Raw genomic sequence first — 3833 nt, forward strand, 5'->3', positions numbered from 1 at the left:
GCCCTGTCTCGTTCGTGGGACCGTGGTCGCATGACTCTCGACCCCGAAATCACGCGTCAGATCGAGGCCAACCGAGCCAACTGGGACGCCCGGACACCGATCCACGTCGCCAGCGCCTTCTATGGCGTCGACGGGTCCCGCCCCGCCGAGTCGTGGTTCGCCGACTACGAGTGGACCGACCTCGGGGAGCTGGCCGGCCGCGAGCTCGTGCACCTGCAGTGTCATCTCGGCACCGAGACGGTCGCGTTCGCGCAGCGGGGTGCGGTGACGTACGGGCTGGACATCTCGGCCGAGGCTGTGGCGGCAGCTCGCCGGATCGCGGCGGAGCGGGGAGTGCCCGTCGACTATCGCGAGGCCGACGTCCACGACGCCGTCGAGGTCCTCGGCGCGGGCCGGTTCGACGTCGTCTACACCGGCAAGGGTGCGGTCTGCTACCTGCCCGACATCGAGCTGTGGGCGCGGGTCGTGCACGATCTGCTCAAGCCGGGCGGGTGCCTCTATCTGACCGAGTTCCACCCGCTCCTCGACGCCCTCGGCGAGGTGCCGGAGCCGGGCCGCGAGGACTCCCTGGAGCTGCGCCACGACTATCTGTCGGGGCGCGGCGCGATCGCGAAGGACTCGACCCACACCTACACCGACGGTCCGGCGCTGAACACCGCCACCACTGCCTACGAATGGCGTCACGGGGTCGGCGAGGTCGTCACCGCTCTCGCGGGCGCGGGGCTGCAGATCGAGCTCGTCCGCGAGGACGAGCGGCTGCCGTGGCCTCGGTTCCCGTCGATGGTGGTGGGGGAGGACGGCTGGTTCAGGCTGCCCGAGCAGGCGCCCCGGATCCCGTTGCTCTACGCGATCCGAGCACGCCGCGCGGTCTGATCAGCGGCCGCGAAGGTTGCCTCGCATGCCCTTCATCGAGGTCGGGACGGGGCCCTTCGGGATCGGCATGGTGCCGCGAGTGGCGTCGACGGCCTTGAGGCGGTTGATGATGTCGGTGATCTCGGGGCCGGCGACCTGACGGCCGAGCTTGGTGACGTGCTTGGTCAGCTGCGGCAGCGGCACCTCGTCCTCACCGTTGCCGGCGACGACGGTCGTGATCGGAACCTCGCCGAGGACCCGCGCGTGGTTGCGCTTGGTGCTGGCCAGCAGCGAGCGGACCTTGCTCGGGCTGTTGCCCTCGCCGACGAGGACGACTCCCGGAGGACCGACGACGCGGTGCACGAGCGTCTGGCTGCGCGACTCGACGCCGACGGCCTGGGTGACGGTCCAGCCGCGGCGGAGCATGGTCAGCGCTGCGTACCCGCCACCGATCTGGCCCTCGAGCCGGGAGTACATCACCTTCTGCGCACGCCGGGAGAAGACCACCATGGCGGCGAGGAGACCGGCCAGGAGGGCACCGACGATCGTGAAGATCCAGGAGAAGATGCCCTCACCGGGCAGGAGCCAGAAGATCACGCCGGCGACCGCGGCGACGACCACGAAGATCGAGACCAGGATCAGGCCGATCTTGGGGTCTGACTGCTTGGTGAGCTTGTAGGTCTCCACCATCTGCTGGCGGCGACTCATGCTGCTCGGATCGGTCTGGGACATCTTCCTCTTTCAGTCTTCAGAAATTCGTACGCTGCCTCAGGCTGTGGTCTCGACAGGCTCGACCACCGAGGCGGTGCGTGCCTCGATTGCCTGACGGTACAGCCGACCGGCGCGGTAGGACGAACGAACGAGCGGTCCGGACATGACGCCGGAGAAACCGATCTCCTCGGCCTCGGCCTGGAGCTCGATGAACTCCTCGGGCTTGACCCACCGCTCGACCGGGTGGTGACGCACGCTCGGACGCAGGTACTGCGTGATCGTGATCAGCTCGCAACCGGCCGCGTGCAGGTCGCGCAGGGCCTCGGAGACCTCCTCGCGGGTCTCGCCCATGCCGAGGATCAGGTTGGACTTGGTGACCAGGCCGAAGTCGCGGGCCTGGGTGATCACATCCAGGCTGCGCTCGTAGCGGAACGCGGGACGGATCCGCTTGAAGATCCGCGGGACGGTCTCGACGTTGTGGGCGAGCACCTCGGGGCGGGACTCGAAGACCTCGTTGAGGAGCTCGGGGATGCCGTTGAAGTCGGGGATGAGGTTCTCGACGCCGGTCTCGGGGTTGAGCTCGTGGATCTGCTTGACGGTCTCGGCGTAGAGCCAGGCACCGCCGTCGGCGAGGTCGTCGCGGGCGACGCCGGTGATCGTGGCGTACTTCAGGCCCATGGTCTGCACGGACTCGGCCACGCGGCGCGGCTCGTCGCGGTCGAGGTCGGTGGGCTTGCCGGTGTCGATCTGGCAGAAGTCGCAGCGTCGGGTGCACTGGTCGCCCCCGATGAGGAAGGTGGCCTCGCGGTCCTCCCAGCACTCGAAGATGTTGGGGCAGCCGGCCTCCTGGCACACGGTGTGCAGGCCCTCGGACTTCACCAGCGCGGTGAGCTCCTTGTATTCCGGCCCCATCTTCGCTTTGGTCTTGATCCACTCCGGTTTGCGTTCGATCGGAGTCTGCGCGTTGCGGACCTCGAGGCGGAGGAGCTTGCGACCTTCTGGGGCAGGAGCTTGAGTCACCCCACCAGACTACGCCGGGGGAGGTCGGAACCCCGAAGCCAGGCGGTTACTGGACGGTCACTCCGGATCCGGTCTCGGCTCAGGTGAGGCTGGGGGAGAGCAACGGGACCCGCGGAGTCTTGGCCGGGTCCGGCTTGGGCTCCAGGCTCGGGCCCTGGTCGTAGTCGCGCCAGGAGAGCATCTCGGCGATCTGCGCGTGGAGCACCGGCATCGCCTCGGCACTGCTGACCGTGCGTCCGGCCTCGACCGAGAGCGTGGTCACCCCGGCGTCGGAGATCCCGCACGGCACGAACCGCTCATACCACCCCAGGTCGACGTCGCAGTTGAGCGCGATCCCGTGCATCGTCACGTGCTGGCTGACCCGCAGCCCGATCGCGCCGACCTTGCGCTCGAGTCGGTGCACGCCGTCGGGGGTCTGACCCGCGGGCAGCCACACGCCGCTACGGCCCGGGACCCGGTAGGCGGTGACGCCGAACTCGGCACAGGTGCCGATCATCGCCTGCTCCAGGCGGCGTACGAAGTCGACGACCTTGACCTTCTCCGGAAGCCGGACGATCGGGTAGGCCACGATCTGGCCTGGCCCGTGGAAGGTCACCTCACCGCCGCGGTCGACGTCGATCACCGGCGCGCCGCCGGGATCCGCGGGGCGGTCCTCCGGCTTCGTACGCTTCCCGGCGGTGTAGGTCGGCGGGTGCTCGAGCAGCAGCACGGTGTCGGGCTCCTCGCGGTCCACGACGCGCTGGTGGATCTGCTTCTGCATCTCCCAGGCGTCCAGGTAGTCGATCGTCCCGACCTCAACGAAGCGCAGCTCAGTCACACCCGAGATCGTACGCCGGGCCGGATAACGGTTTGGCGATAACCCCGCGCGGGTAAAGAGATCGTGCACAGAACGCGCGTGTTTCGACTGGCCGCGCTCGGGAGCGATCGGTCACCGGATCGACGCGAGCAGCGATCGAGCCGAGCAGCACGGTCTATGTCGGTCAGGAGTCGATCGACGGCGTCGACGCGGCCCACGACACCTTCACCTCCGGCGAAGAGTCGGAGGCTGGCACCCATTAGCCGGTCGATCTCTATGTCGGCTCGGGTGACCGGCTCATGCGCGTGTTCATGAAACTCGAGGACATCGCGACCATCACGTACGACCTGTCCCACCACGGCGAGAAGGTGACGATCGAGAAGCCCGACGGCGAGATCACGGAAATGACCGACATGGACCTCGGCTGATCCGACCCTCTGTCATAGCCGAGAGA

At 68.2% G+C, this 3833-nt stretch carries 5 protein-coding genes; 2 read left to right on the forward strand and 3 right to left on the reverse strand.

The features are described 5' to 3' along the window. Positions 1-30: 30 nt before the first annotated feature. Positions 31-873 (forward strand): class I SAM-dependent methyltransferase, encoded by an 843-nt coding sequence (locus tag ACFVJS_RS26845; RefSeq protein ID WP_378886610.1) that lies wholly within the window; start codon positions 31-33, stop codon positions 871-873. Here the strand turns inward: ACFVJS_RS26845 and ACFVJS_RS26850 are convergent, their stop codons facing one another. From ACFVJS_RS26850 to lipB, 3 genes are all read right to left on the reverse strand, one after another. Continuing rightward, on the reverse strand, positions 874-1584 hold the full coding sequence (locus ACFVJS_RS26850) for a DUF4191 domain-containing protein (RefSeq protein ID WP_378886611.1): 711 nt from the start codon (positions 1582-1584) through the stop codon (positions 874-876). It lies immediately after the preceding gene. Between the two features lie 36 nt (positions 1585-1620). After that, positions 1621-2583 (reverse strand): lipoyl synthase, encoded by a 963-nt coding sequence (gene lipA, locus ACFVJS_RS26855; RefSeq protein WP_378886612.1) that lies wholly within the window; start codon positions 2581-2583, stop codon positions 1621-1623. Between the two features lie 79 nt (positions 2584-2662). Continuing rightward, positions 2663-3400 (reverse strand): lipoyl(octanoyl) transferase LipB, encoded by a 738-nt coding sequence (lipB, locus tag ACFVJS_RS26860; RefSeq protein WP_378886613.1) that lies wholly within the window; start codon positions 3398-3400, stop codon positions 2663-2665. Between the two features lie 284 nt (positions 3401-3684). Here lipB and ACFVJS_RS26865 point away from each other — a divergent pair, with 284 nt between their 5' ends. Next, positions 3685-3807, forward strand: a complete 123-nt coding sequence (locus ACFVJS_RS26865) for a hypothetical protein (protein WP_378886614.1) — start codon at positions 3685-3687, stop codon at positions 3805-3807. Positions 3808-3833: the final 26 nt, after the last annotated feature.

The sequence above is a fragment of the Nocardioides sp. NPDC057772 genome (genome assembly GCF_042798075.1).
In the GTDB taxonomy this organism is placed as follows: Bacteria; Actinomycetota; Actinomycetes; order Propionibacteriales; family Nocardioidaceae; genus Nocardioides.

Bases quoted from the DNA above. Each gene is read 5' to 3' on its own strand.
- ACFVJS_RS26850 (WP_378886611.1), bottom strand. From the start codon at position 1,584: ATGTCCCAGACCGATCCGAGCAGCATGAGTCGCCGCCAGCAGATGGTG.
- ACFVJS_RS26845 (WP_378886610.1), top strand. From the start codon at position 31: ATGACTCTCGACCCCGAAATCACGCGTCAGATCGAGGCCAACCGAGCC.